At 46.7% G+C, this 25,845-nt stretch carries 24 protein-coding genes; 10 read left to right on the forward strand and 14 right to left on the reverse strand.

The features are described from left to right. Positions 1-140: 140 nt before the first annotated feature. From K7399_RS08445 to K7399_RS08465, 5 genes are all read left to right on the forward strand, one after another. A complete protein-coding gene (locus K7399_RS08445) occupies positions 141-1,553 on the forward strand; it encodes an ISLre2 family transposase (RefSeq protein ID WP_164875472.1) in 1,413 nt (470 codons plus the stop codon). A gap of 166 nt (positions 1,554-1,719) precedes the next feature. Further along, positions 1,720-1,902, forward strand: coding sequence for a cold-shock protein (locus K7399_RS08450; protein ID WP_028977630.1), 183 nt, complete (start codon positions 1,720-1,722; stop codon positions 1,900-1,902). Positions 1,903-2,224: 322 nt separating this feature from the next. Then, positions 2,225-2,776: a ribonuclease FAU-1 family protein gene (locus K7399_RS08455; protein ID WP_051575089.1), complete on the forward strand. Its 552-nt coding sequence runs from the start codon at positions 2,225-2,227 to the stop codon at positions 2,774-2,776. Positions 2,777-2,794: 18 nt separating this feature from the next. After that, positions 2,795-3,262: a GNAT family N-acetyltransferase gene (locus tag K7399_RS08460; RefSeq protein WP_028977628.1), complete on the forward strand. Its 468-nt coding sequence runs from the start codon at positions 2,795-2,797 to the stop codon at positions 3,260-3,262. A gap of 394 nt (positions 3,263-3,656) precedes the next feature. Then, positions 3,657-3,794 carry a hypothetical protein gene (locus K7399_RS08465; RefSeq protein ID WP_156031363.1) on the forward strand — a complete coding sequence of 46 codons (138 nt, stop codon included), beginning with the start codon at positions 3,657-3,659 and terminating at the stop codon, positions 3,792-3,794. Between the two features lie 323 nt (positions 3,795-4,117). Here K7399_RS08465 and K7399_RS08470 read toward each other — a convergent pair whose 3' ends face one another. The 9 genes from K7399_RS08470 to K7399_RS08510 form a co-directional block, all read right to left on the reverse strand. After that, entirely contained in the window at positions 4,118-5,461 is a 1,344-nt protein-coding gene (locus tag K7399_RS08470; RefSeq protein WP_028977627.1) for a (Fe-S)-binding protein, read from the reverse strand. Beyond that, the gene (locus K7399_RS08475) at positions 5,458-6,888 is read right to left on the reverse strand and encodes an FAD-linked oxidase C-terminal domain-containing protein (protein WP_028977626.1); all 1,431 of its coding nucleotides are present in this window, start codon (positions 6,886-6,888) and stop codon (positions 5,458-5,460) included. Before K7399_RS08475 ends, K7399_RS08470 begins: the two co-directional genes overlap by 4 nt. Positions 6,889-7,226: 338 nt before the next feature. After that, positions 7,227-7,436 carry a copper chaperone CopZ gene (gene copZ / locus K7399_RS08480; protein ID WP_028977625.1) on the reverse strand — a complete coding sequence of 70 codons (210 nt, stop codon included), beginning with the start codon at positions 7,434-7,436 and terminating at the stop codon, positions 7,227-7,229. Between the two features lie 32 nt (positions 7,437-7,468). Continuing rightward, on the reverse strand, positions 7,469-9,856 hold the full coding sequence (locus tag K7399_RS08485) for a heavy metal translocating P-type ATPase (RefSeq protein ID WP_028977624.1): 2,388 nt from the start codon (positions 9,854-9,856) through the stop codon (positions 7,469-7,471). A 25-nt stretch (positions 9,857-9,881) separates the two neighbouring features. After that, positions 9,882-10,229, reverse strand: coding sequence for a metal-sensing transcriptional repressor (locus tag K7399_RS08490; RefSeq protein WP_028977623.1), 348 nt, complete (start codon positions 10,227-10,229; stop codon positions 9,882-9,884). A 121-nt stretch (positions 10,230-10,350) separates the two neighbouring features. Next, a complete protein-coding gene (locus tag K7399_RS08495; RefSeq protein WP_037563719.1) occupies positions 10,351-12,045 on the reverse strand; it encodes a glycerol-3-phosphate dehydrogenase/oxidase in 1,695 nt (564 codons plus the stop codon). Between the two features lie 188 nt (positions 12,046-12,233). Then, complete coding sequence (glpK, locus tag K7399_RS08500) at positions 12,234-13,724, reverse strand: glycerol kinase GlpK (protein WP_028977622.1); 1,491 nt, start codon at positions 13,722-13,724, stop codon at positions 12,234-12,236. A gap of 33 nt (positions 13,725-13,757) precedes the next feature. Next, the gene (locus K7399_RS08505; protein WP_028977621.1) at positions 13,758-14,594 is read right to left on the reverse strand and encodes an MIP/aquaporin family protein; all 837 of its coding nucleotides are present in this window, start codon (positions 14,592-14,594) and stop codon (positions 13,758-13,760) included. 281 nt (positions 14,595-14,875) lie between these two features. Beyond that, the gene (locus tag K7399_RS08510) at positions 14,876-15,427 is read right to left on the reverse strand and encodes a glycerol-3-phosphate responsive antiterminator (RefSeq protein WP_028977620.1); all 552 of its coding nucleotides are present in this window, start codon (positions 15,425-15,427) and stop codon (positions 14,876-14,878) included. A 658-nt stretch (positions 15,428-16,085) separates the two neighbouring features. On the opposite strand from K7399_RS08510, the gene K7399_RS08515 reads away from it, so the two are divergent. The 4 genes from K7399_RS08515 (at position 16,086) to K7399_RS08530 (ending at position 19,925) form a co-directional block, all read left to right on the forward strand. Further along, the gene (locus K7399_RS08515) at positions 16,086-16,586 is read left to right on the forward strand and encodes a cation:proton antiporter regulatory subunit (protein WP_028977619.1); all 501 of its coding nucleotides are present in this window, start codon (positions 16,086-16,088) and stop codon (positions 16,584-16,586) included. After that, a complete protein-coding gene (locus K7399_RS08520) occupies positions 16,587-17,804 on the forward strand; it encodes a cation:proton antiporter (RefSeq protein ID WP_028977618.1) in 1,218 nt (405 codons plus the stop codon). Between the two features lie 140 nt (positions 17,805-17,944). Next, on the forward strand, positions 17,945-18,940 hold the full coding sequence (locus K7399_RS08525; protein ID WP_028977617.1) for an aldo/keto reductase: 996 nt from the start codon (positions 17,945-17,947) through the stop codon (positions 18,938-18,940). 91 nt (positions 18,941-19,031) lie between these two features. Further along, positions 19,032-19,925 carry a YitT family protein gene (locus tag K7399_RS08530; protein WP_028977616.1) on the forward strand — a complete coding sequence of 298 codons (894 nt, stop codon included), beginning with the start codon at positions 19,032-19,034 and terminating at the stop codon, positions 19,923-19,925. A gap of 88 nt (positions 19,926-20,013) precedes the next feature. Here the strand turns inward: K7399_RS08530 and K7399_RS08535 are convergent, their stop codons facing one another. After that, positions 20,014-21,240, reverse strand: coding sequence for a multidrug efflux MFS transporter (locus K7399_RS08535; RefSeq protein ID WP_172969000.1), 1,227 nt, complete (start codon positions 21,238-21,240; stop codon positions 20,014-20,016). A 215-nt stretch (positions 21,241-21,455) separates the two neighbouring features. Here K7399_RS08535 and K7399_RS08540 point away from each other — a divergent pair, with 215 nt between their 5' ends. Next, complete coding sequence (locus K7399_RS08540) at positions 21,456-22,358, forward strand: LysR family transcriptional regulator (RefSeq protein ID WP_028977614.1); 903 nt, start codon at positions 21,456-21,458, stop codon at positions 22,356-22,358. Positions 22,359-22,370: 12 nt separating this feature from the next. On the opposite strand, the gene K7399_RS08545 is transcribed toward K7399_RS08540, so the two are convergent. The 4 genes from K7399_RS08545 to K7399_RS08560 form a co-directional block, all read right to left on the reverse strand. After that, a complete protein-coding gene (locus K7399_RS08545) occupies positions 22,371-23,069 on the reverse strand; it encodes a TerC family protein (RefSeq protein WP_028977613.1) in 699 nt (232 codons plus the stop codon). A gap of 124 nt (positions 23,070-23,193) precedes the next feature. Next, a complete protein-coding gene (locus K7399_RS08550) occupies positions 23,194-23,892 on the reverse strand; it encodes a TerC family protein (protein ID WP_028977612.1) in 699 nt (232 codons plus the stop codon). 279 nt (positions 23,893-24,171) lie between these two features. Next, a complete protein-coding gene (locus K7399_RS08555) occupies positions 24,172-24,810 on the reverse strand; it encodes a response regulator (protein ID WP_028977611.1) in 639 nt (212 codons plus the stop codon). Then, positions 24,800-25,843: a sensor histidine kinase gene (locus tag K7399_RS08560; protein WP_028977610.1), complete on the reverse strand. Its 1,044-nt coding sequence runs from the start codon at positions 25,841-25,843 to the stop codon at positions 24,800-24,802. The genes K7399_RS08555 and K7399_RS08560 overlap by 11 nt, the downstream gene beginning before the upstream one ends. Positions 25,844-25,845 lie beyond the last annotated feature (2 nt).

Below are 25,845 nucleotides of genomic sequence, written 5' to 3' on the forward strand. Positions count from 1 at the left end.
GGCGTAAGAGGATGCGATGGCATGCAGTTCTTTCTTTATTTCTTTTTAGTCCAATTTTGACTGGACGAAAAGGAGAAGGCTCCTTATTCTAAATGTATACCGACCAAGGTGAATACATCAGGAATAGAGGCCTTCTCTCAATGGATAGTATAAAAGATTTATTAGAAATTTGGAAGAAGCAAACGAGCCTTTTGGCGTTTGAGGAAGAGGCGACCGCCTATATGTACCAATTTATGAGGCGCAGTGTTGAACAAGTATTTTCTTTGCTTGATCAAGCAATCACTCGGGAGAAACAAGCTGAGGGATGGAAAGTAGACAGCCATAAAGATCAACGTATTCTCCAATTTTTATTTGGACCTGTGACGCTGTATCATACGCGTATGATTAACCCGGAGGGTCATGCCTGTTATCCGTTGGATAACCTTCTGAGGTTGAGAAAGCACATGCGGTATTCGCCAAATGTTGAGTATGAAACAGCAACTTTAGCCAGCCGTATGACTTGTCGGGAGGTCGTGAAGACTTTAGCAACGTGGACTCAGGTTCAAATGAGTCACACTACCGTCATGCGCTGTGTTCGAGCCGTCGGCGAAGCTCAAGAAAAGCAGGATCAGGAGCTTGTCATCCAAGCAGAGAATGGAGAATTAGATGGAAAAAGGCAGCCGAATTTTCTCTTTGCGGAGGCTGATGGAACCTTTGTCCGGGGATTGAAAAAGCGCCAACATATTGAAATCAAGCATTTCATTTTATATGAGGGTTGGGTGAAGAATGGAAAACGGCGGCTCCTGAAAGAGCCTTACGCGGTCATGACAAGCAAGGGACTGGATACTTTTTGGGAACAGGTTGGAGCCGCAGTCGAACAGCGCTATCGCTTATGGCAGACACAAGTTGTCGCTAATAGTGACGGAGGAGTAGGCTATGACGAAGCTCATTTTAAAGATGCTTTTTGTGGGTCACACAAACGTATTTGGGTTCAACTTGATGCGTTTCATGTTGCCCAATCCCTTATTCGTTCACTACACGGTGATAAGGCATGGATCACCCGTATACAACAGGCGATTCAGAGAAAAGACCGTACAGAGGTCATCCTGTTACTGGATACGTATGAAAGTAATTTAGACGAGGATGAGCGTATTAAGCAAGTCGAAAAGGTAAAGCAATATCTGATAGGACACTGGGATCGTCTGTTTGACTGGCGAGAAATTATGGCGAAAGAAACGCTTCCCGAAAATGCGGGGAGATTGGGTGCTATGGAATCCAATCAACGGCATTTGACGTTCCGCATGAAAAAGCGTGGCATGCACTGGGGTGAGTCGGAAGAAGGCATGGTTAAGGTTATTCAAGGTATACGTAACGGGACGTTAAAAGCGGCGTATCTTTCTTCGTTCATTCCGACCAAACGCGACGAACGAATCATAAAAAAAATGATACGAATTGCATCCTTGTTGAAGGAACCTACGGTTCCGTCTATTGGTGCCCATCGCGGTCGAATTGGAACCAACGCGTCCTCTTCGAGTGCAGTAGGCAAACTGAACAAAGTGCTTACGTTTGCCTAAAAAATATGGTTTTATACCTAAGGCGTACAAATTTAGAATTAAGAAGCTCTTTCCCAATAAAGAGTTCCGAGAAAAGCTTGACACATACGCATCAAGCATAAAATTTGATAAATTTCTGAAAAAGGACTATACTGAAGAATAGTAACAGGAAAGGGGATTTTTATCAATGGGATTTAATCGAGGCCCGCAAGAACCGGTTCCTGAAGCAGAAACAGCAATTTGGACATGTACCAATGATTCATGCTCCGGATGGATGAGAGATCAATTTTCATTCGAAACGCAACCAACATGTCCACTTTGCCACTCGGAAATGAAAAAAGAAACGAAGATGTTGCCGGTCATTGATTAAATTTCCGGCTACACAATTGAGCGAGATGAAGCATATAGAGCAGGACGATTTTTTCCGTTACTATTTGGGAAAAATCGTCCTGTGTTTCTTTGTTGCCCCATCGAAGGAACAACACGACCAAACAAGCTTAGGAACACTTCACCCTTCACGCAATGATCATTACAGCCTTTTTCTTAAAATTATTTGAAATGGTTTTCAATTGCTTTAAACCTTCATAGCCTGATAGAAGCGGGTTAAAGAAGAGGGAACAATTTTTGTACGCATCATCTCCATTTTCCGGTGTTTTACGGTACAATAGACAGGTAGGACAGAAGGTGATCTTGTGAAACTGACAAAAATGAAAAGGAAATACGCAGATCGACGCGGCTGGCGACGCATCATTTCGAGCCATACACAAAAGAAACAAGTGATGTGGCCGGCCTTTCACGGCGAAGCAGTTCTGATTCAATTTAACGAAATCAAAGCACCCTTGTCGGTTGTATACGGCGGCACGCGTACAAAAACCGTTGATAAAAATTATTCGTGGCTGCAGCTTTTCCCGGCGCATTCACCTCATTACGTACTCACGGCCATGTTTAATGCCAATCACAAGCTGGTTCAATGTTATTTTGATGTCGTGCATCAGGTCGGCAAAGATGATCAAGGGACCCCTTGGTTCGATGATCTGTACCTCGACTTGATCCTCTTTCCAAACCATCGGCTCTATTTAGTGGACGAAGATGAACTGAATGAAGCGCTGGAAAAAGGGATTATTAGTCAAGCAATGTATCGACGTGCTTGGCGGACTGCCCGCAGGCTCAAAGCATTGATCGGCGCGAATCCCGATTATTTTCTTGATTTGGTACGCAAGATACGCAACACGTTTCCAAACTAATTTAGTGGAGGCTCATCGATGAATCTCTTGATTGCCCAGATGCAGGAAGACGATTTCCCGTTATATTTGGCCCATACTTCTCAAGAATATGCCAAGGAAAAAATAAAAACCGGAACTTGGCCTGCTGATCAAGCGCTGATGCTGGCTCAGGCTGAAATAAGAAGCCTTCTGCCTCAAGGCATGCATACGCCGAATCACCACTTTTTGTCACTGATTGATGAAAGCGGAATCAAACTGGGCATCTTTTGGCTGCAGCTTGCGCCTATACAAAAAGAAGCATTTATCTATGACTTCGAGATCTATGAACCCTTTCGCGGACATAAATTAGGTCAATTAGCGATGCAAAGCTTATTCGATTATTGCCGGGCATTGGGCATCTGCAAAATCAGTTTGCACGTCTTTGCCCATAATCAACGTGCCTATCATGTTTATAAGAAACTTGGGTTTATTGAAACGGATATTAATATGAGCAGGTTGCTTCACTAAGTTAGATAAGAAAAACAGCATTCCAGTCCTTAATTGAGTAATAATAGGCGGAGGTTTTTCGGTTATATGCAGAACGGAGCGCTTTTCGGTGTAAATAAGAGGAGGTTTTCCGATTATGCAAAGCAAAATCCTCCATTTTCACGTTTTTAACGTTGATAAGCGGAAGCTCTCCGTCTAATTCAAGCGATTTTTTCGTTTATTTTCGAATTAAAGGGAATTTTTCCGCCTATTTACTTCCGCAGGATGCGATGGCTTTCGCGCTGTGCACAGGACGTACTTCCGCAGGATGCGGCTTTAAACCATCAATCTTGGCTTGAATAACGCTCCAGCTGCTCGCATCTGCGTGCATAAGCTTACCGCTGTGATCACATACTAAGGATTAGGGGGTGTGATCATGGCTGAAGCAAGGAAAAAAGAATACCGTTCCCATAAAGGTGCAGCAGCATCGAGCGTGACGCCTTCAGGGCATGCCAAGGATGACAAGCAAGCACCGGTTTCTGAACTTGAAGAACGTGCACGCAAAAATAAATAAATCAAAAAGCAGCCGGACCTCTTCTCCAGCTGCTGCCTTTTTATAGGATAAGAAAGTATAGGATTTTGCCCTGGCTTCAAACCATTAGACCAGTGTCTTGGCCAAGAATCAAAGCGGAGGGGCTCTGGCGCCTGCGGGATCGCGCTTAGTTGATGCGTGCCAGCGAGACCCCGCAGATACCTTACCTGTCTGAGGAGGCTCGCGGTGCGCCCGCGGCAAGCGAGTAACCGAAGCGGCGATTCAGCGCCGAAAAGACACGAGCCCATCAAACATGGTTGGAGATTAGGGACCGGGCGCTTTTTGCCCGGTTTTTCTAAGATTGCTTATGCGTGTTGTTTTTCATGGTCTGCTAATGCCTCAACCAGCACGTCGGCAATATGCATGGCGCGTACCTTACCGGTTTGCTGCGTTCGTTCTACCCCCAGTTTCATTTCCAAAAGACAACCCGGATTGGCCGTGACGATAATTTGTGCTTGCGTGGCGGCAACCTTCTCCATTTTATGATCGAGAATCTGCATCGCCATCCCCGGTTGTACAATATTATAATCACCAGCGGATCCGCAGCAAGTATCTGCCCCCTCCATTTCGACAAAGTGAGCGCCTTCAATCGCCTTCAAAAGAATGCGCGGTTCTTCAAACGTTTTCATGACATTGCGTAAATGACACGAATCCTGATAGGTGATGATTTGGTTTGGAAGACTTAAATGATGCGTTTTATGAAAGTTCAGTTCAATAAGCATGCGCGAAATATCCTTCAATTTTGAAACAAACGTCTCAGCACGTGCTGCCCACTCCGGTTCATCTTTTAGCAGATGTTTGTATTCAAGCAGAAAAGCGCTGCAGCCGCCGGCATTGGTAATCATATAATCTGCCTGAGCCGCTTCAAACGCTGCGATGTTTTTCTTTGCCATCTCTTTTGATTTCTCAAGCTCGCCATTATGTCCATGCAGTGCACCGCAGCAGAGTTGGTTTTCCGGGATAACCACATCGCATCCTGCTTTGCAAAGCAGCTTTATCGTTGCATGATTCGTCTCAAAAAACATGGTGTCCATCAAACAGCCCGCAAAGAGCGCGACGGTTGCCTTCTTCTCGCCTTCATGGGCAAAAATCCGCGGGCGTTTCTTCATTTCACTCCGCTTCAGAACCTCAGGAAGCACCTTTTCCATGGTTGCCATACTTTCTGGAAATAAGTTCATAAATCCCACTTTTCGTGCAACTTTTGATAAACCGCTTCTTTGGTAGAAGCCAAGCAATCCGGTTACTTTTTCCATGCGGTTTTGATGCGGAAACAGTTCGTCAAATATGCCCTTGCGCAGCATTTTGACGCCGACGCTCTGCTTTTTATGCCGTTGCAGGATAGCACGTGCGTCCTCAAGTAGATGACCGTATTGTACACCCGAAGGACAAACAGGCTCACAAGCGCGGCAGCCAAGACACAGATCAAGTGATTCAGACAATTCTTCGTTAGGTTCAATAACGCCATCGGTGACACCTTTCATGAGCGCAATGCGTCCGCGCGGCGAATACTTTTCTTGATGATCCGTTTCAATATAGGTGGGACAAGAAGGCAGGCAAAAACCGCAGCGCATACAATTCAGCAATTCGTCATAATCCATTTCTTGTTTAAATGCCTTCTGAATCTGTTTCTTTGTTGATGCATGCATCATTTTTCCGTCGCCATCCTTTCCTTCGTTTTCTCCGCAAATACCTTCCCCGGATTCATAATGCCTTGAGGATCAATCGACTGTTTGATGCCGCGCATCACCGCCATGCCATCCGCACCCAGTTTCCACTCCAAATACGGGGCTTTCGTAACGCCGACACCATGCTCACCGGTCAACGTTCCGCCTAATGCAATCGCCTTTTCGAAGATTTCAGCGAAAGCTGCTTCCACCCGTTTCATTTCTTCATGATCCCGTGCATCGGTGAGGCAGGTCGGATGCAGATTGCCATCGCCTGCATGGCCAAACGTTGATATTTGCACGCGATATTTTTTAGCAACTTCTGCAATCGCCCGCACCATCGCGGCAATCTCTGAGCGCGGCACGGTCGCGTCTTCCAAAATGGTCGTCGGCTTAAGTCGCGCGAGTGCGCTTAATGCGGAGCGACGCGCTGCAGCTAATTGCTGCGCTTCATCATCAGAGGCTGCCAATTGAACATCGATCGCTTGCTCTTTGCGGCAGAGCTCGGCGATCTTTTTAATGTCATGATCGACAATTTCCTTGGGGCCGTCTTGGACAATCAGCAAAATCGCTTTTACGTTCGTCGGCAACCCGATATGGGCGAAGTCCTCAACCGCGCGCAGGGTATCCTGATCCAAAAACTCCAGCGTCACCGGAATCATTTTATGAGCAATAATTGACGATACCGTTCTTCCTGCCGCTTCGATATCCTGGTAAAGGGCAAGAATCGTTTTTTGCGATTCCGGTTTGGGGATTAATTTCAATGTCGCTTCCGTGATGACGCCTAAAGTTCCTTCTGATCCGACAAAAAGACGTGTCAAATCGTAACCGGCAACATCTTTAGTCAGCTTGCCGCCTGTACGAATCAGCGCCCCATTCGGCAAAGCAACTTGAAGCGCCATGACATAATCTTTCGTGACGCCGTATTTCAGTCCGCGCAGTCCGCCGGAGTTTTCAGCAAGATTTCCACCGATTGTCGAAATTTTCATTGAACTTGGATCAGGGGGATAGAACAAATCTTCCTTTTCAACGCAATCCGTGATCGTTTTCGTGATCGTTCCCGGTTGAACCGTGATGGTGAGATTCTCTTTATCCAGCTCCAAAATCCGATTCATGTGTTTCATCAGCAAGACAACGCCCCCCTGAACGGGACAAGTGTCCGCACACAAATTTGTTCCCGACCCTCGTGTATAGACCGGGATCGTTTTTTCAGAACATAATTTTAGCAGTGCTGCCACTTCTTCAGCATTACGCGGGGCAGCGACAAAATCCGGCAACGCTTGAAAGTTTGGCGTTGCATCATACGAGTAGACTAATCTGCCGCTCGTCGAATCGTCTACATTTTCTTCCCCAACAATCTCCACGAGCTGAGCCTTTACGAATGAATGACTTTTTTCTTCTTTTAAATCCATTTGCGTCGCTCCGATCACCAATAAATTGTAAGCGTTTACTTACAATGATTATAGTCTACCTGTCGCAAATAATCTATCATTTGGCACTGAGCGACGAATACAGCTTTACTTCACTTTTTCATGCGGATTAGATCGATCCTTTGTACTTGACGGGCATGCCAGGCACGCCGCTTTTAATCTTGGCAAAGCCGCTGCATCTTGGGCGGGTGATAACTGCTGCTTCCCTTATAAAAAAACCGGGCACCTGGCTGAGAAAGGGCATCGGCAGACGTTTTCCGCCTGTTCGATGCCCTTTCCGTTCATGCCTGTGTCCGGCTCCAGCACTGATTCACTTGTTTTCATTTGACCACGTCGTAACCTTGATCTTCAATCGCGTCCTTCATTTGATCAAAGCCAACCTTTGCTTCATCATAAGCAACATCAACTTTTCCCGTTTCTAAATTGACGTCTACCGATGACACGCCGTCAAGCTCCTTTAAGGCACCGCTGACTGCCATTTTGCAGTGACCGCAGCTCATCCCTTCAACCGTTAATACGCGCTCTGCCATATTCTCACCTCCTTAATCAGTATTCATTTTCTTTACAAGTGCAGCTTTTTCAAACGGAGACTGTTTGCCACAACAGACACGGAACTAAACGCCATCGCTGCCCCAGCCACCCAAGGGGCGAGCAAACCAAGGGCGGCTACAGGAATGCCGATCGTATTGTAGAAGAGGGCCCAGAATAAATTCTGTCTAATATTGCGCATCGTTTTCTTACTCAAATCGATTGCTTTGACAACATGCGTGAGTTCACCGCCGACTAATGTGAGATCCGCTGCTTCAATCGCAACATCCGCGCCTGTTCCAATTGCAATGCCAACATCGGCTATGGCAAGGGCTGGCGCATCATTAACACCGTCACCAACCATGGCAACACGGAGTCCTTGTTTCTGCAAGTGGCGCACCTTGTCGGCTTTCCCCTCAGGAAGCACTTCCGCCAGTACATGATCAATACCCACTTTTCGTGCAATCGCTTCAGCCGTTCGTTGATTGTCGCCGGTAATCATGTAAACATCGATAAGTCGTGCTTTTAACGCTTGAATGGCTTCGGCAGAATCAGCTTTAATCGTGTCGGCGACAGCAATCAGTGCCTGCAGCTTCCCGTCGACAGCAGCGAACATTACCGTTTGTCCATCCGTCTCGAGCGCTAACGTTTTTTCTATGGCCTGTTTCATTTCAATTTTCTTTTGGTGCATGAGCCGTCGCGTACCCACAACGACCTGCTTCCCCGAAACTTCAGCAGAAATACCCGCCCCAGTCTGAGCAACAAAATGGTCCGCCTTCGGCAATTCGTCCACATCGCCATAGGCAGTGATTGCTTTGGCTAAAGGATGTTCACTTTGAAGTTCTGCTGCTTGGACCAGCCGTAGTAATTCTTGTTGATCCATGTCGCCAAGCAGAATCACTTGAGTGACTTCCGGCTTTCCATGAGTCACTGTTCCTGTTTTATCGAGAATAACCGTTTGTACGTTCTGCGTCGACTCCAAATACTCGCCGCCTTTAAATAAAATGCCATGTTCAGCCGCTTTTCCTGTGCCAACCATAATGGCGGTTGGTGTGGCAAGACCAAGCGCACATGGACACGCGATCACCAGCACGCTTATGGCAGCTGAAAGTGCCACATCCCATTGCCCCGGCTGAGCAAAAGTCATCCAAATGGCGAATACAAGCAGCGCAGCGGCAACGACTATCGGAACAAAGATGCCGGAAATCCGATCCGCCAGCCGCTGGATCGGCGCTTTCGATCCTTGGGCTTCCTCAACAATGCGAACAATACCGGCGAGTGCCGTATCTTTGCCGATTTTTTCTGTCTTCATCAGGAAAGACCCCGTCGTATTGAGCGTTGCACCAATCAGCGAATCGCCGACTTTTTTTGCCACAGGCATGGATTCGCCGGTGATCATCGATTCGTCAACGGCTGTTTCGCCGTCAATGACCGTGCCGTCAGCCGGAACTTTTTCACCGGGGCGGACATGAAGCACATCACCCACCTGAATTTGATCGATCGGTACACGCTCTTCTTTGCCGTTTACCATTCGCGCGGCGTCCTTTGCCTGCAAGCCAATCAACGCTTTAAGTGCTGTTGTGGTCTGCCTTTTGGCTAGGCTTTCCATATATTTTCCAAGCAGTACCAACGTAATCAGAACTGCACTCGTTTCAAAGTAAAGGTCAGGGTGGTGCAGACCAAAAAATTGAGTGCGGACGGTTTGAACGGTACTGTAAAAATAAGCGGCGCTCGTTCCAAGCGACACCAGGACATCCATATTGGCGCTTCGATTCACAAGCGCTCGAAAAGCGCTGACGTAGAACGGACCACCAATGTAAAACTGCACCACGGATGCCAGGACAAACTGAAACCACGGGTTCATGAGCAACCCGGGCATCGGGCCGTGATAAAAGGGAAAATGTGCTGCCATGGTGACAAAAAGCGGAAGCGATAGAAGGATCGAAACGAGCAGTGTGTTCCTCTTTTTTGCGAGCGCTCGTTCTTTCGCGTCTTCCTGAACCTCATTCTTCAGTGATGCGTTGTAGCCCAGTTTGCGGATCCTCTCAAATACAGCATCCGAATCAGTAAAACCCGGTTGATAGCGGACGGTGGCCGTTTCAGCAGCTAAATTGACGTTTGCCGAAAGAATACCGGGCAGACGCTTCAGCCCTTTTTCGATTCGCGCGGCACACGCAGCACAAGTCATGCCGGAAATAGCCAGCTCCAACCGTTCATCGGCCACACCATAACCAAGCTTTTCAATTTTTTCGGCAATATCTTTGGCTTCAACTTGCTGATTGTCGTAATCGATTTTCGCCTTTTCCAGCGCTAGGTTGACGTTTGCGGAGACACCGTCCATCCGATTCAGACCGCGTTCAATTCGCCGTGAACATGCGGCACAGGTCATCCCTGTAATTCCGATATAGGCTTCTTGTTTCATCGCATGATTCCCTTCCTTCTTAATCTCACTGAAAGTGCTTCAGTACATTTAAAAGTTCATTTATTTGTTCGTCTCCGTGTCCCTCTTCAATTGCTTTCGCGACACACGACTTTGTATGCCGCTCAAGTACGGAATAACCGATTTTCCGCAATGCGGCTTGGATCGCTGAGAGTTGAATTAATAGATCGACACAGTAACGGTCATCTTCGATCATCTTTTCAACACCGCGTACTTGTCCTTCAACACGTCTCAATCGATTGATTATTTTGTGTTTTTCATCAGAAGTTCTGGGAACGCGTGGTGCCCGCTCTGAATGCGCGGTGCATGCAGACTCATCCGAACCGCATGAATCGTGCTTTTTTTCAAGATCCATATCACCGCCTCCTCATCTTCATTATACCCCCATAGGGTATATAGTCAAACAAAAAGAAAGTGACTCAAAGTGATCGACTTTGAGTCACGCTCATGTTGCCCATTATCGCGTTGATCATGCATCAAACCGCTTTCGTTTCAGAATCCTTGTTAGTCGATCCATAATCTGAAGCGTCACGAAAAGAAGCAGCCAATTCATCCGCGTAATGCTCTTTTTGTTGATCCGTCCATTTAAGCTGGTCGGCCATGTAACGCATCACCGGTTTCGCCCATTTTTTTGCTTCATGAATTGAAAAAAGGGTCATGCCGGAACGCCGCGTAAAGTAATCGACGGGCGATACAACCATTTCTTCATTTAATCCATACTGCAAGGTAGCCAGCAGTTCCTGCGGCAATTGATAGCGGATTGCCTCTTCCTGATTCGTACGGAGATAGTGGAACAATGTGCTGCTGTTGGTCCCGTATTTTTTGACAAGCTGCGCGACCGTCTCTTTCTTTAGTCCCTGTTCAGCGCCGCCCTTTATTTGTTCTTGAACAAAAGGGATATAGTATTTCGAACCGCCGAAATGCCCTCCGGATAACTCGATAGCAATCGTCTGGCATTCAGGGTAAGTTTTGCCCGTTTCTTCACTTAATTGTCTAGTCACCGTATCGACGACACGTTCGGCCATCTTCCGATATCCGGTCAGCTTCCCGCCCGCGATGGAAATCAGGCCTGAGTTGGCGATAAAAATCTCATCTTTGCGCGAGATTTCCGACGGTGATTTTCCTTCCTCTTGGATCAGCGGCCGAACGCCCGCCCAGCTGGATTCCACATCGTCAGCCGTGAGATGAATCGAAGGAAACATGCCGTTTATTGCGGCGAGAATGTAGTCGCGATCTTCGGCGGTCGGTTTCGGGTCAATTGGCCATTGTGAATAGGTCGTATCGGTTGTACCGGCATAAACTTTGCCATCGCGCGGGATGACGAAGATCATTCGCTTGTCACCATTGGTTGTATCGAAATAGAGTGCTTGCTTCATTGGAAAACGTTTCCCGTCAATGACAATATGAACCCCTTTGGTCAGATGCAAGTGTTTCCCTTTTTTCGAATGATCCTTCTCGCGAATCGTGTCGACCCATGGCCCTGCCGCATTAACAATCTTTTTGGCGAAGATCCTATATTCTTGTTGATTTAATTGATCGACAACACGGACACCGGTCAGCTTTTGATTTGCATCGTAAATCAGCTCGTCGACCTTCGCGTAGTTCACCGCCAGCGCACCGCGATCCGAAGCCTCCTTCATCACTTCAATCGTCAGTCGTGCATCATCCGTACGGTATTCCACATAATAGCCGCTGCCTTTTAATCCTTCCTTTTTAAGCAAAGGCTCCTTTGCCAACGTCTGTTCACGGCTAAGCATCACGCGATGCTCCTCTTTTTTGACACCCGCGAGAAAATCGTAAACTTTTAAGCCCAACGCTGTGGAAAAACGTCCAAACGTTCCTTTTTTATAGATGGGCAGCATCATTTTTTCCGGTGACGTCACATGCGGCGCATTTTCATAGACAATCGCTCGTTCTTTTCCAACTTCAGCAACCACTTTAACCTCAAGCTGCTTCAGGTAGCGCAACCCGCCGTGCACCAGTTTCGTCGACCGGCTCGACGTCCCGCCGGCAAAGTCCTGCATGTCGACCAAACCCACACGCAGTCCGCGAACCGTTGCGTCAAGCGCAATCCCCGCACCGGTAATGCCGCCGCCGATGACCAGAAGATCGAGCGGTGCCCCTGCCATTTTTTCCAGTTTTGCCGTTCGTTCATACGTTGATAGAGTCATCATGAATTCCCCCAGTAATTTTTTTTTGCTCTTCCTGGTATTGCTTTTTTTTGTACCGTTATAGAAAAAACCGCAAATACACCGGCAGATATAGCGTATCTGCAGGAGGTATTTGCGGTCGTCTCAATCGCCCGTGACCGTGGATTAACTTGTAAGTGTATCAGGGTAATACGCAGGAATGACGCCCATTATTTGAATGCAATAGCCGCATTGACTGCTTTCTTCCACCCTAAATACAGCCTTTGACGTGTATCCTCATCCATCGCTACATCGAACTGTTTGCCGATTTTCCAAATCTCTGCGATCTCAGATTCATTTTTCCACATCCCTACGGCCAGCCCTGCAAGATAAGCGGCGCCAAGTGCCGTCGTTTCGCTGCTCGTTGGCCGTTCAACCGCAACGCCCAGAATGTCGCTCTGGAACTGCATCAAGAAATTGTTCATCGATGCGCCTCCATCGACGCGCAGTTTCTTCAACTTTATTTCGGAGTCCTCTTCCATTGCGTTTAAAACATCTTTAGTCGAATACGCAAGCGATTCTAATGTTGCACGGATAAAATGCTCTTTCGTCGTGCCGCGCGTGATCCCGAATGCCGCTCCGCGCACATCCGAATCCCAGTATGGGGTGCCCAGGCCAACAAAAGCCGGTACGAGATACATACCATCGGTTGACGCAACGCGCCGTGCATACTCTTCGCTCTCCTGAGAATAGCGGAACATGCGCAAGCCGTCACGCAGCCATTGAATCGCTGATCCGGCAACAAAAACACTTCCTTCCAATGCATAGGTGATTTTTCCGTTTATGCCCCAAGCAATGGTCGTCAAAAGACCGTTTTTTGAACGAACCGCTTGCTCGCCGGTATTCATCAGCATAAAACATCCGGTTCCATACGTATTTTTCACCATGCCTTTTTCATAACATGCCTGACCGAAAAGAGCCGACTGCTGGTCACCGGCGATTCCGGCAATCGGTACATTCTGACCGAAAAAATGATAATCAATGGTATTCGCATAGATTTCTGAGGATTCATGAACTTCGGGAAGCATCGCTTTTGGTATCTCTAAGATTTCCAGCAGCTCATCGTCCCATTTCAAATCATAAATGTTGTACATCAGCGTTCGTGATGCATTCGTATAATCCGTGATATGTGCTTCGCCGCCGGACAGCTTCCACACGAGCCAGGTATCAATCGTCCCGAAAAGCAAATCACCGTTTACAGCCTTTTCGCGTGCGCCGTCAACATGATCAAGAATCCATTTGACCTTTGTGCCGGCAAAATACGGATCGAGAACGAGTCCTGTTTTCGCATGGAAGAGGTCTTCATAGCCAGCTTCTTTCAATTCCCGGCAAAGATCAGCGGTTTGCCGGGATTGCCAGACAATCGCATGATAAATCGGATGCCCCGTATGGCGATCCCAGATTACGGTTGTTTCACGCTGGTTGGTAATCCCGATTCCGGCAATGTCTTTTGCATCAATTTCTCCAGTAAGCAATGCATCTGCGATGACCGATAAGATTGATCCCCAAATTTCATTGGCATCTTGTTCTACCCATCCCGGTTGTGGGAAAAACTGCGTAAATTCCTTTTGTGCCATTTGGACAACGTGGCCTTGTTCGTTAAAAATCATTGCGCGGACGCTCGTTGTCCCCTCATCAAGCGCTAAAATATAGTTTCCCATGTTCATGCCCCTCCCTAATAAATCCATAAACGCTTATTTTTCTAATGACTGCGCGATCGTTTGCTGCGTGCTGATCGATTTTAGATGCTCATCTGAAATGAACGCTGCAAGGATGACCGCAAGAAGCAGTGCGGAAAAGACCCAGAAATAAATGGTTGCGTGACCGAGAAAAAAGGTCTGATAGCTAAGTGCTCCGAACACGCCGCCAAGAATTGGTCCGAGGATAGGAATCCATGCGTAGCGCCAATTTGAGCCGCCTTTTCCAGCGATCGGCAGCAGTGCATGGGCAATCCGTGGCCCTAAGTCTCGCGCAGGATTGATGGCATAGCCGGTTGTCCCGCCCAGTGACATGCCAATCGCGATAATTAGAAAACCGACAATCAGTGGATTCAATCCTTTTGCCAGATCATTTGCACCAATTGCCAAAATGGCGATCACAAGGATAAAGGTTCCGATGATTTCGCTGAGCAGGTTTGCCCAGTTTTGTCTAATCGCAGGCCCGGTGCAAAAAATTCCTAATTTTACGGCGGGATCCTGAGTCGCCCGCCAATGCGGCAAGTAGTGAAGATACACAATGCAAGCGCCTAAGAACGCACCAATCATTTGTCCGGCTAAATACGGAAGAACCTGCTGCCATGGAAATTCACCGATTGCTGCCAGTGCCAGCGTCAATGCAGGATTCAGATGAGCACCGCTGAATTGGCCAACGGCATAGGCACCGATGGCGACCGCAAGCCCCCATCCAAATGTAATCACGATCCAACCGGATTGCTTGGCATAGGATTTGGTTAAATTTACGCCTGCACAAACACCATCGCCAAGTATGATTAAAATCATTGTACCAATGAGTTCACCAAGAAATCCCGACATTCTCTCGACCATCCTTTTACGATGAAGTTCAAGTCAATCGTTTCTGTTTTAACTACCGCCATCTTGACATCAAGATGCACCACAAGCAAAAAAATCCACACAAGTACAAGCAGGCGAACGATCACCTGTCTTCCTGCGTGGATGGTCCCATCTCATATCCATGGCAAAACATTAACTTGATGGATTTATCGTATATCATTTTGTAAGCGCTGTCAACGATTTGTCACAATTTCTATAAACTTTGTTCACATTTATCCATTTTGAGAATCGTTCATTTATCGCTACAAACGAACATCCCACAGTTCCTTTCTGGAAGTAGAAATTGCCGATGCCCCTGCACTTAGCGCAGCCTCTGCATCCTGACGTGTGCGGATCATTCCACCAGCAATAACCGGACTGCCCAGTCTGCCGATCACTTCTTGAATTAATTCCGGAACAACGCCAGGCAAGAGCTCGACCATATCCGGCTTTATCTGCTCATGCAAACGGCAACCGACTTCCAATGATCGTGAATCAAGCAAGAACAGGCGCTGGATGGTCACCAGTCCTCTTTTTTTGCCCATTTCAAGCGTGGTTCCTCGTGTTGAAATGAGCCCATACGGTCGAATTGTTTGACAAATAAATTCGGCTGCCGCTTGATCGTTTTTGAGCCCTTGAATTAAATCAGCGTGGATAAAAACTTTTTTCTTTGCTTGCTTTCCCATACGCACCATCGTGCCGATCAACGACAGATGACTGTCCAAAATGATCAAGTGAGTAAAAGGACTGCGAAGCAATGCTTCAAAATTTTTCATACTGTTTGCCGCCGGTACAACTTTTTGTCCGTCAAGCATAAGCAAAAACGACTCCTTTCCGATGAAGATGCATTCACGCAAAAAAGCAGCGAACGCTGCTCTTTCGCCAAAGCGGAGGGGGTATTGGGGAGAAGTGCCAACGATATGTCGGCGGATAAGTCCATGCAGAGAACTCCGGTTGTTAATGCCCGATCCCCTGATTTCAAGAAAAAGTCTGCCAGCCAACCGCAGCCATCAGTCGGATCACTTATGAACTAAGATTGATCCTCTTGTTCGCTTAACGGGTCGTTTGTTTTAAGAAACAAAGACAGTGTTAATTAATATTGGGCGCGCGACTGATGGTACACGCGGATCATTCGTGACAAATCTTCCTTCGCTAATCGAGCCTTAACGTCCATTTGCTCTCTGCACTATTATCTTACTTGGTTTTATCCAGTCGTGCAAAAGCAGCTTCCGCCAATAGTATCGCTTACATTCGGTTGATTCTGATAATTGTGAACTGTTTTTCCTTGCCGAACATTCATTTTCTGCTCTTTTTAAGATTTTGCCGGTTTATTTGACCGGTAATCTGAATTTCCGATACAATTAAAGGAGAGGGCATAGATCAAAGGACACAATTTGTGAAATGATCCGCTATTTGGCCATACTAAGGAAGGGCAACGGCTGAAAAAAAACCTGTCTTGAAAGGAGAGAATACATGAATATCAAAGAAACAGAACTTCCGGGCATTGGAAAGAAATTTGCATTAGTGACCGACCAAGGCGAACGCATTGTGGTGGTTATCCATGATGACGGACGCAGAGATATTTATCACTTTGCTGCTGATGATCCGGATGAATGTATTTCATCGGTCACGATGACCGATTCCGAAGCGCGTCAGTTTGCAGCCATTGTTGGCGGCATGGTTTATAAGCCAAAAGCGATGGAAAATGTTGAGATCGCTTTGAATGATCTGATTATCGAATGGCGCAAAGTTGCTGCCGATGCACCGATTATCGGCAAAACAATCGGTGAAGTCGGTTTGCGCCAAAATTATCACATCAACGTCATTGGAATCATTCGCAAAGACCAGTCGAAGCAGTTAAATCCAGGTGTTGATTCGAAATTTTCTGCGGGAGATACAGTCGTAGCGTCAGGTGAGCGTGCCGATTTAAGACGTGCGTTTAATGAACTGTTTACCAAAGGGAAGGGTGAATAAATGGATCATTTAGTTTTTGAAGTTGGTACAGCACTTGTTCTGGTCGCTATCGCCGCGCTGATTGCTTCTAAACTTAATTTTTCCATCATCCCCTTTCTCATCCTTGTCGGAATGATTGTCGGACCGCATGCACCGCAAATTGGGATCATTAATTTACGATTCATTCACAGTGCGGAACTTATTGAATTTCTGGGCAGGATCGGCATCCTGTTTCTGCTGTTCTATTTGGGACTGGAGTTTTCAACCAGCAAGCTGATTCGCTCCGGAAAATCAATTTTGATTGGCGGATCCGTCTATATCGGAATTAACCTGACACTTGGTTTGCTCTATCCATTGATCTTGGGCTTCCCATTAAAAGAAACCTTGATCATTGCCGGTATTATTACCGTCTCCTCCAGTGCAATTGTTGCTAAAGTACTTGTCGACTTGCGCCGCACCGGCAATTCGGAAACTGAGCTTATTTTAGGGATTATTATGTTTGAAGACATTTTTCTAGCCGTTTATCTTTCGACCATCTCTGGTCTTATCTTGGGGGAATCGAGTTCACTTGTCGGAACAATGATCTCTGTTCTCATCTCACTCGGCTATATGCTGCTGTTTTTCATCATAGCCAGAAAAGCGGCGCCCTTGTTAAATAAGTTACTGAAAATCTCGTCTGATGAGATCTTCATTATCGTTATTTTCGCAACGCTCTTCTTCATCGCAGGATTTTCCGAAACGATTCATGTGGCCGAAGCAATCGGCGCGTTGCTGCTCGGCCTCGTTTATTCGGAAACCGATCAAGCAGAACGCATGGAACACTTGGTCATTCCTTTCCGCGATTTCTTTGGTGCCATTTTCTTCTTCAGCTTTGGCCTCAGTATTGATCCAATGAAACTTGGCGGTGCAGTCTGGCTGACGCTCGGTGCCGTGCTCATTACGATTATTGGCAATTTTGTTGCCGGGCAAATTGCTGGGAAAATCGCTGGATTGTCCCATAAAGCATCAACCAATATTGGCCTGACCATCGTCTCCCGCGGTGAGTTCTCCATTATCATGGCGAATCTTGGCATTGCCGGCGGGCTTATGCCAATCCTGCAACCTTTTTCCGCACTTTACGTATTAATACTGGCCATTCTTGGACCGATTCTGACGAAAGAGTCTAAAGTCATTTTCTCCTTCTTAAATCGGATCTTTAAGTGGCAGAAGCCCAGCCTTTCAAAACAACAAAAATCTTAAAGACCAAGGGTAAAGGGGTACAATCCCTTGAAAACGACTTGGCGGCTAAAGCGACTTGAGTCTTATGTTTTTAATTCTCTGCTTTGGTTATCTATAATTAAATGGAAGCTCGAAAAAATAGTTGAAAATGAGGCGATACTTTGGAAGTAACACAAATTAAAGGGTTGACGATTAAACCGACGCGGATTGCGCTCGGTACATGGGCAATTGGCGGCTGGATGTGGGGCGGTTCCGACGATCGCGAATCGATCCATACCATTCATCAAGCATTCTCCAGCGGAATTAACACCATTGATACCGCTCCGGCATACGGTCAAGGCCACTCCGAACAAGTTGTCGGACAAGCGCTGAAGGAGCATGGTCATCGTGATCAAATTGTACTCGCCACAAAAGTCTGCCTCGACTGGGTCGGCAGCGATGTTTTCCGCAACGGATCACGCCAACGCATTATGAAAGAAATCGATGATTCGCTCAAACGTTTGCAAACCGATTACATTGATATTTACCAAGTACACTGGCCGGATCCGCTTGTTCCAATTGAAGAAACTGCTGAGGCGATCGGCGATCTGTATAAGCAAGGAAAAATCAGAGCGATCGGCGTCAGCAACTTTTCACGCGAACAGATGGAAGCATTCATGCGCGTGGCGCCGATCCATACGGTTCAACCTCCGTACAACTTATTCGAACGTGAATTTGAAAATACGCTGATGCCGCTTGCAAAAGACAATCAAATTGTTCCATTGTGCTACGGAAGCCTTTGCCGTGGCCTTCTCAGCGGAAAAATGACGGCTGATCGCAAGTTCAGCGGGGATGACTTGCGCTTGTCGGATCCGAAGTTCAAAGCTCCGCATTTCCAGCAATATTTAGCTGCTGTTCATGACTTGGAGAAACTCGCCAAAGAACGCTTCGGCAAATCGGTTCGTGCACTTGCTGTTCGCTGGATTTTAGAGAAAACGGGAAATGGCATTGCGCTCTGGGGCGCGCGGCACCCGGGACAGATTGCTGATGTTCGTGAAATTGATGGATTCCGCTTAGATGAACAAACCTTAAAGGACATTGATCGCATACTCAAGAAATATGTGCCGGAGCCGATTGGCCCTGAATTCATGGCTCCCCCGCTGCGCAATGAAAAATAATTGCATCGGTATCAGAACGATCGATTGAAGACCGGCATGTCTTCATTTCGGTCATACATAAATAAATCATTCATTAAAGAGGCGAGTTTCTTTGGAAGCAGCAGAAAACAATATACAACTGAAAAAACAGCATAACGGGTTGAAATTTTATCAATACGTCCTCCGTGCATTCCTAATTGCGGTCGGTGTCGTCTTTGAAGCGATTGCGCTGGAAGCATTTCTCGTTCCAAACAAAATTATTGACGGCGGCGTTGTCGGTATCTCAATCATGATGGGGCATATTTTCAGCCTGCCAATCGGTATCTTTCTTGTCATTATCAATCTTCCATTTTTTATTATCGGTTATAAACAAATGGGCAAAACTTTTACCATCACTTCCGCCTGCGCGGTTATCCTGCTTGCCTTTTTAACCACCGTATTTTCACCGATACATCGTTTTACCAATGATCTGTTGCTCGCTGCTGTGTTCGGCGGCATTATTATGGGCATCGGCGTTGGTCTTGTGATTCGGAACGGCGGCTCATCGGATGGTACAGAAATTCTTGCCGTCCTTTTTAATCAAAAGACACCTTTCTCAGTCGGCGAAGTCGTGCTCTTCTTAAACATATTCATTCTTGGATCGGCAGGTTTTGTTTTCGGATGGAACTATGCCATGTACTCGCTTATCGCCTATTTTGTCGCATTTAAGATGATTGATATTACGAGTGAAGGTTTGGAATCATCAAAAGCAGTATGGATCATTAGCGACCTTCATGAGGAAATCGGCGATGCATTGAATGACCGTCTCGGTCGCGGTGTCACTTATCTAAACGGAGAAGGCGCGTATACCGGAAACGATAAAAATGTGATCTTCACCGTCATCTCTCGTCTTGAGGAAGCAAAGGTCAAAAACATTGTCGACAGCATTGATAAACATGCCTTTCTTGCGATCAGCGATATTCACGATGTCAAAGGCGGCCGATTCAAAAAAAGAAGCATCCACTAAAAGCGATGCCGGTTGTCCTTCCAGATTTGTTTTCACTATAGGTCGGGGTCGTATCGACTCGCGCATTTCCAGATTAACTCATCAACATTTATCGAAGCCCGCCACGTGCTGCTGCTTCGATTTTTCTTTCCCTTTTTCTCACAAATGTCGTCGAAGCGACCACCCAAATGGCGTTGACCAGTAAGAGAAAGCTGGTAGAGAAGAAGACGTATTTAATCCCGAAAGCAGCCGCCATATGTCCGCCCAGAAGGGATCCGCCAAGCGTCCCCAGAAATTGTGCCGATTGGTTGTACCCGAACAACTGTCCGGTAATTGATGGCGGCGCCATTTTCTTCACCAGCGTATTAATCGATGGCAAGAGTCCTGCTGTCGTAAGCCCGAGCAAGAAGCGCAACACCGTCAGCTGCCAAGCATTGGTGACAAATGCCTGAGGAATAAAAATAATTCCGGTTAACACCAACGCATAAACCAGAATACGACGCGGCCCGATTCGGTCGGATAGTTTTCCGAGGAACGGTGCTGCAATGACACTTGCAAGTCCAGCAGCGGCAACAACGACCCCGGACATGAGTTCAAGATGCTCAATTCCAGGAGAGAGTATTTTGACGTACACCGTGATAATCGGCTGAATGGACATGTTTGCCAGTTGTACCATAAATGTGGTCAGGAACATGGCAAAAAAGAGCCCGACATGCGGGGTCATTTCCCAGACTTGTTTCATGGACGGCGTCTTTTTTTCTTTGACAACGACTTTTTCCTTAACAAAGAGCAGCGAGGCAAGGAAGGCGCAGAAAAGAAGTGCACTGGTATCAATAAACACCAGCCGCATGCCCATATATTCAGCAAGCAGACCGCCAATCAACGGTCCAATCAATGAACCGGCAATTCCGCCGGTGGACAGCATGCCGAGCGCCCACCCGGAATGCGTCTTCGGTGTCTGCGTGGCCACCAGAATAATTGATGCTGGAATAAACCCGGAAACAAAGCCCATGATCAATCGGAGTGCAAATAATTGATAAACATTTTGGGCAAAGGCCATACAAAACACGATCAGGCACATCCCTAGGCTCGCACGAAGCAGCATCGGTCTGCGGCCGTATTTATCGGCAAGTTTACCCCACAATGGCGAAACAATTGCAGAAACAAAGAATGTACCGCCGAAAATCAGCCCTGACCAGCTTTCAATCGCTGCTGTATCTGTAATGCCTAGTTTTTCAATATAGAGCGGCAAAAATGGAATAATTTGACTCATTCCGGCTGCAGTCGCAAACGAGCCGAACCAAACAACATACAAATTTTTTTTCCAGAGTGGCAAAGCCAAAGATGACACCTTACTTTTTCAGCAGTTTATCCGATAGAAAAAGCGCCGTATTTAGGGGCGCATTTTTTGAACAGTTCCTATGTTAGTCGGTCTTGCTGATTAATTCCAATATATATATTATTATAAATGAATAGCTTTGAAACTATAAAGGATTTGCTTCATTTTTTGTACAGTATTGATTTAAGCACCGGCATAAGGAGGCAAAAAAGATGGAACTGCTGCAATTAAAATATTTTCAGACCGTAGCCAGAACCGAACATATGACAAAAGCGGCACAAGAACTCTCTATCGCACAACCTTCACTCAGTCAAACCATTAAACGGCTTGAGGATGAAATTGGTGTGCCGCTTTTTGACCGAAAGGGACGCAGAATTAAGCTGAATCGTTACGGGCGCATCTTCTTAGAAAAAGCGGAGCTGGCTTTCTCGGTTCTGCAAGAAGGCCGTCAGGAAGTCGTCGACTTGGCAAAACTCAACGAAGGCAGCATTTCACTGGCCGTCATGCGGACACCGATTATTCCCGATCTGCTGGGCAGCTTTCGCCGCCAGCATCCCTTCGTCCGTTTTCGTGTCAAACAAATTTCGCGCTCCACAATTCAGCATCAATTGGAAAACGGCGATGTTGATCTATGCATTACACCGTATAATTGGGAACGCACCAAGCCGCTCCATTCTCAGCTTCTGATGACCGATGAAATTTATCTTGTGGTGCCGAAAACACACCCGCTTGCAGCAAAAAAAAGTGTCGATCTTCAAGAAATCGCTCAAGAGCCTTTCGTCCTGAAAGCGAACGGCGCTTTCCGTGAAACGACCGACACTTATTGCCGGATGGCCGGTTTTCAACCGGATATTGCCTTTGAAGTTGACGATTCCTTGTCCATCCGCGGACTCGTATCCGAAGGTCTTGGCGTTGCCTTCTTCTCCTCGCTGACCCTTCGAACCGTCAAAGACCATTCCATCGTACCGCTCAGAATCAGCCATCCCTATTGCAGACGGACAATTAGTCTCATTTGGAATGCTGAGCGTTATCATTCTTCAATCGTCACTGACTTTTATCAATTTATTCTTGACTATTTTAAGCAGTTTCACGAAAATTCGTCATCGATTGATTAAATCTTTGCTTGATTAAACCGCTTGATTTTGATCATGCTGACGGCTGATCCTTTTTTGACTCATCCAGCCAAGACCAAGAACGGCCGCAATAACGAAAGCGACAACCGGCCATTCAAGCCATACGCTCCAATTACCGAGCCAATCCTTGACCAATGGTTCAGCAAACAGCATGCGTGCCGCAGTCATTGCCAAAATACCTGCGCCCACATAAATGAGCCACGAGAAACGATCCATTAAATTTAGAATCACGGCACTGCCGCCCATTAAAAGTGGAATGCTGATCAGCAAGCCAACAATAACGAGGAGCGGATCATTTTGCGCGGCACCGGCAACCGCGAGCACATTATCCAAGCCCATGAGCGCATCAGCGATGACAATCGTACGCACTGCCCCCCAAAGGCTTGTTTGCGCTTTGACCTCTTTCGATGATTTTTCCTCCGGTACCAGCAGTCGGTAAGCAATCCAAACCAGCAGCAATCCGCCGATAAAATGAAGGCCCGGAATCATGAGCAGGTAAACCACTAAAATTGTTGCAATTGCGCGCAAAATAACGGCACCTGCAGCGCCTAAAACGATCGCCTTCCCGCGCTGATGGTTGGGGAGTTTTCTTGCAGCGAGCGCAATCACGACCGCATTATCTCCTGCTAGAAATAGATCGATACCAACGATAACAATAAGTGATGACCAAAAGGCCATGGTGAATAATTCCATCTTAACGTTTTCCTCCTATAAGCGAATCGAACATGTCACATTTTTTATTGAATTGAAAGAATGCCGACATCAATGCTGTCGGCATAAAATCTTGGCCTATAAAGGGTCAAGGTTAATGTCTCCCTCAAACAGATTCTCCGGTGCTAACCGCTTGATCTGACTTTTTGCCCTGCTGCGTTTTCCAGCCAAAGAAGAGCACCCCAGAAATAATCAAAGCCAGTACCGGCCACTTAATCCAAGAAAATCCTGCAATCGCATCAGAAATAATATGATCGGCAAAAATCATTTTTCCTGCTGTAAATGCCAAAACTGCCGATCCTGCATAGGTAATCCACGCAAAGCGGTCAACCAGCTTCAAGAACAAAGTACTGCCGCCCATGACAAGCGGAATGCTGATCAACAAGCCGAGAACAACGAGCAGGTAGTTTCCTGAAGCAGCTCCGCCGATCGCCAGCACATTATCGAGGCCCATCAGTGCGTCAGCCACAATAATTGTGCGAATAGCGGCGCCAAGGCTTTGCTTTGCTTCAATATGCTTTTCAGCCTTGTGGTCCTTAAGCAGGCTGTAAGCAATCCAAACCAGCAGCACGCCGCCAATAAGATGCAGTCCAGGGATTTTCAGCAGCCATACAACAATCAGTGTTGCGATTGCCCGGATGGCGACTGCACCGATCGTTCCGTAAAGAATTGCTCTTTTCCGCTGATGTTCCTGCAGCCGTGCAGCCGCCAGTGCGATGACAATGGCATTGTCACCGGCAAGAATTAAGTCGATACCTACAATAAGTAGCAGCCCTGTAAGGAACTCAAGAGAAAAGAAATCCATTCAATCATCCTCCTCAAATAAAAACCGACTCTAAAATAGCAAATTAAAAACAGCCCCTCTGACGATGGCAGAAAGGCTGCAAATACATAAAAAAACCTTTGCCTTTTTTCATCCGTCCGAGGCAAAGGTCTCGCCAACAGCAATACGCTGCCAGAGAAGCCGGGGATCATTCCCGTAATGACGACTTTACTCTGATGGCTACTCCCCTTTTAAGAGGCTATTCATTTGTTAAGATCATTGTAGTATGAATAACGTAAACTGTCAACGGATTGGCGCCTATTATTTTGAGAATAAATGATTTTGATAAGCATAGACCGCTGCTTGTGTTCGGTCGGCAACACCAAGCTTGCTAAGGATACTGCTGACATGTGTTTTCACCGTTTTAATTCCAATGAACAACAGCTTTGCAATTTCCGCGTTGCTTCTTCCCTCAGCAATCAGCTTGAGTACCTCTCGTTCTCTTGTGGTCAGCTGATCAACGGGCTGCGGCGTTTTGTGCAAGCCTGTAATCAGTTTCTGGGCAACCTTTCCATCAATTACTGGCTTACCTGCATGTGCCTTATAAATGGCTTGAATGATTTCTTCTGAAGAAGCCGTTTTTAGTAAATAGCTCATTGCGCCTGCCTCAATCGCAGGAAAGACTTGCTCATCATCATAGAAACTGGTCAAAATAATGATCTTCTTCGCAGGATCTTTGGCGAGAATCTGCTGGGTTGCTTCAATGCCATTGCCCTCCTCCATAATCAAGTCCATAAGGATCACGTCAGGATGAAGGTCCTCAAAACGGCGTACTGCTTGATGACCACTAGATGCTTCGCCCACCAGTTCAATCGTATCTTCTGTTGCAAGATAGGCCTTCAATCCTTTGCGAACCATGTCATGATCGTCAACAATCATGACTTTAATTTTATCTGCCATCTGTTTCTGCCCCCCTGTGAATCGGCACGCGAATATGAATCGATGTGCCCTGTCCTTCATGTGTCGTCAGCATGAAGTGGCCGCCAATTTCTTCTGCACGCTCCTTCATCGTCTTTAATCCATAAGACACAACGTTTTCATGGTTTGGATCAAATCCTCTTCCATTATCAAAAACGCTTAGAGCGACCAATTGATCTCTTTCATGCAAGGACAAGGTCACTTTCGTTGCCTCAGAATGTCTCAACGCATTCGAAAGCGCCTCCTGGCTGAGTCGGAACAAATGATTCTCAACGCCCTTCGATAAACCAGGTACGCAGTCAATCGATGCTTCAAATTGAATCGTTGTCTTTGCGTCAAGTTCATGAATCAGCCGTTCCAAACCACGATCAAGCGATTCGTTATTTAGGCGTACCGGGCGAAGATGCAGCAGCAGTGCCCGCATTTCACCTTGTGCTTTGCGCGCAATATCTGAAACATCGGCAATATTTTCCGCAGCCCGATTTGGATTGCTATGAATCGTTTTTTCTGCGGCTGATGCGAGCATGGATAATGCAAACAATTGCTGACTAACCGCATCATGCAAGTCACGTGCGAGTCTTTGACGTTCTGCAGTAACCGCTTCATTCTTTATTTTCACATTCATTTGCACATTCTCATCCACTAGCCGTTGCAGTGATTTCACCTGTGTATCAATTTTATCCGCCAATTCATTCAGTGATTGCTCGATTTGATTGATCGCTCCGCTCCCATCCATTTTAATACGTGCCGATAACTTTCCGGATGACAGCGTTTTGACGAATAGATCGATTGAATCAATTCGATCGACGAGGAGCCGGTAATCCTTTGTCAGCGCTACAGTCTCCAAAATAAATTGGACAATGAAGCTTGTGAAAAAGATCAAACTGCTCAGCACAAAGGAATGCTCATAAGGGAAGAACCAAAAGAACAGTTCGACTAGAGCAAAAAGCAAAAGCGAGGAAAAGAAGCTGACCGTTAACTGAAATCTGGCGGTACGAATCCGATAGTTATGCATGG

Source organism: Sporolactobacillus terrae, assembly GCF_019930545.1.
GTDB lineage: Bacteria > Bacillota > Bacilli > Bacillales > Sporolactobacillaceae > Sporolactobacillus > Sporolactobacillus terrae.

Bases quoted from the DNA above. Each gene is read 5' to 3' on its own strand.
- K7399_RS08465 (WP_156031363.1), top strand. From the start codon at position 3,657: ATGGCTGAAGCAAGGAAAAAAGAATACCGTTCCCATAAAGGTGCAGCA.
- K7399_RS08545 (WP_028977613.1), bottom strand. From the start codon at position 23,069: ATGGAATTATTCACCATGGCCTTTTGGTCATCACTTATTGTTATCGTT.
- K7399_RS08540 (WP_028977614.1), top strand. From the start codon at position 21,456: ATGGAACTGCTGCAATTAAAATATTTTCAGACCGTAGCCAGAACCGAA.
- K7399_RS08510 (WP_028977620.1), bottom strand. From the start codon at position 15,427: ATGCTTGACGGACAAAAAGTTGTACCGGCGGCAAACAGTATGAAAAAT.
- K7399_RS08520 (WP_028977618.1), top strand. From the start codon at position 16,587: ATGGATCATTTAGTTTTTGAAGTTGGTACAGCACTTGTTCTGGTCGCT.
- K7399_RS08470 (WP_028977627.1), bottom strand. From the start codon at position 5,461: ATGATGCATGCATCAACAAAGAAACAGATTCAGAAGGCATTTAAACAA.
- glpK (WP_028977622.1), bottom strand. From the start codon at position 13,724: ATGGGAAACTATATTTTAGCGCTTGATGAGGGGACAACGAGCGTCCGC.
- K7399_RS08460 (WP_028977628.1), top strand. From the start codon at position 2,795: ATGAATCTCTTGATTGCCCAGATGCAGGAAGACGATTTCCCGTTATAT.
- K7399_RS08495 (WP_037563719.1), bottom strand. From the start codon at position 12,045: ATGACTCTATCAACGTATGAACGAACGGCAAAACTGGAAAAAATGGCA.
- K7399_RS08475 (WP_028977626.1), bottom strand. From the start codon at position 6,888: ATGGATTTAAAAGAAGAAAAAAGTCATTCATTCGTAAAGGCTCAGCTC.
- K7399_RS08555 (WP_028977611.1), bottom strand. From the start codon at position 24,810: ATGGCAGATAAAATTAAAGTCATGATTGTTGACGATCATGACATGGTT.
- K7399_RS08505 (WP_028977621.1), bottom strand. From the start codon at position 14,594: ATGTCGGGATTTCTTGGTGAACTCATTGGTACAATGATTTTAATCATA.
- K7399_RS08515 (WP_028977619.1), top strand. From the start codon at position 16,086: ATGAATATCAAAGAAACAGAACTTCCGGGCATTGGAAAGAAATTTGCA.
- K7399_RS08450 (WP_028977630.1), top strand. From the start codon at position 1,720: ATGGGATTTAATCGAGGCCCGCAAGAACCGGTTCCTGAAGCAGAAACA.
- K7399_RS08445 (WP_164875472.1), top strand. From the start codon at position 141: ATGGATAGTATAAAAGATTTATTAGAAATTTGGAAGAAGCAAACGAGC.
- K7399_RS08560 (WP_028977610.1), bottom strand. From the start codon at position 25,843: ATGCATAACTATCGGATTCGTACCGCCAGATTTCAGTTAACGGTCAGC.
- K7399_RS08550 (WP_028977612.1), bottom strand. From the start codon at position 23,892: ATGGATTTCTTTTCTCTTGAGTTCCTTACAGGGCTGCTACTTATTGTA.
- copZ (WP_028977625.1), bottom strand. From the start codon at position 7,436: ATGGCAGAGCGCGTATTAACGGTTGAAGGGATGAGCTGCGGTCACTGC.
- K7399_RS08485 (WP_028977624.1), bottom strand. From the start codon at position 9,856: ATGAAACAAGAAGCCTATATCGGAATTACAGGGATGACCTGTGCCGCA.
- K7399_RS08490 (WP_028977623.1), bottom strand. From the start codon at position 10,229: ATGGATCTTGAAAAAAAGCACGATTCATGCGGTTCGGATGAGTCTGCA.